Raw genomic sequence first — 672 nt, 5'->3', positions numbered from 1 at the left:
CTCCATGTGAGACGTCCCACAACCCCAGGAGGCAAGCCTCCTGGTTTGGGCTAATCCGCGTTCGCTCGCCGCTACTGACGGAATCACGTTTGTTTTCTCTTCCTCAGGGTACTTAGATGTTTCAGTTCCCCTGGTGTGCCTCACGCAGAGCTATGTATTCACTCTGCAGTAACTGGACATTACTCCAGCTGGGTTTCCCCATTCGGAAATCCCCGGATCAACGCTTGCTTACAGCTCCCCGAGGCCTATCGTGGTTCGCCACGTCCTTCATCGGCTTCTGGCGCCTAGGCATCCTCCGTGCGCTCTTAGTAGCTTAACCTAAGGCTGTATAGCCTGGTTAAGAAACAGCTAAGGATGTTTCAGCATTTCATATTGGTTCGTATCCAGTTTTCAAGGAACAAGTGTTTTTACGGACGAGCCTGCTACAGAGGATAACCTCAGTAAAAGACACAACCATATTTTTGGCGCAAGAATGCACCGCTTGGCGACGTCCTACTCTCCCAGGACCCTGCGGTCCAAGTACCATCGGCGCTGGAAGGCTTAACGGTCGTGTTCGGGATGGGTACTCGTGGTTCCCTTCCGCCATCGCCACCAAACGATGAAGAAATCTCGCTTGAAAGAGACTTGCTCTTTCAAAACTGACAACGAGTGAGGGACAAGCCGGTTGTGGAA

2 rRNA genes are annotated in these 672 nt (G+C 52.1%); both read right to left on the bottom strand.

Annotation, left to right across the window (positions count from 1 at the left end):
• A 23S ribosomal RNA gene (locus tag KMAL_RS16740) occupies nucleotides 1-319 on the bottom strand; the annotation flags it as partial.
• Nucleotides 320-479: 160 nt separating this feature from the next.
• Nucleotides 480-596: ribosomal RNA gene (gene rrf / locus KMAL_RS16735) — 5S ribosomal RNA — on the bottom strand.
• Nucleotides 597-672 lie beyond the last annotated feature (76 nt).

The organism is Novacetimonas maltaceti, from assembly GCF_002906255.1.
GTDB classification, from domain to species: domain Bacteria; phylum Pseudomonadota; class Alphaproteobacteria; order Acetobacterales; family Acetobacteraceae; genus Novacetimonas; species Novacetimonas maltaceti.
The sequence above is the reverse complement of the archived record's forward strand: the minus strand, read 5'-3'. Positions and strand labels throughout refer to the sequence as shown.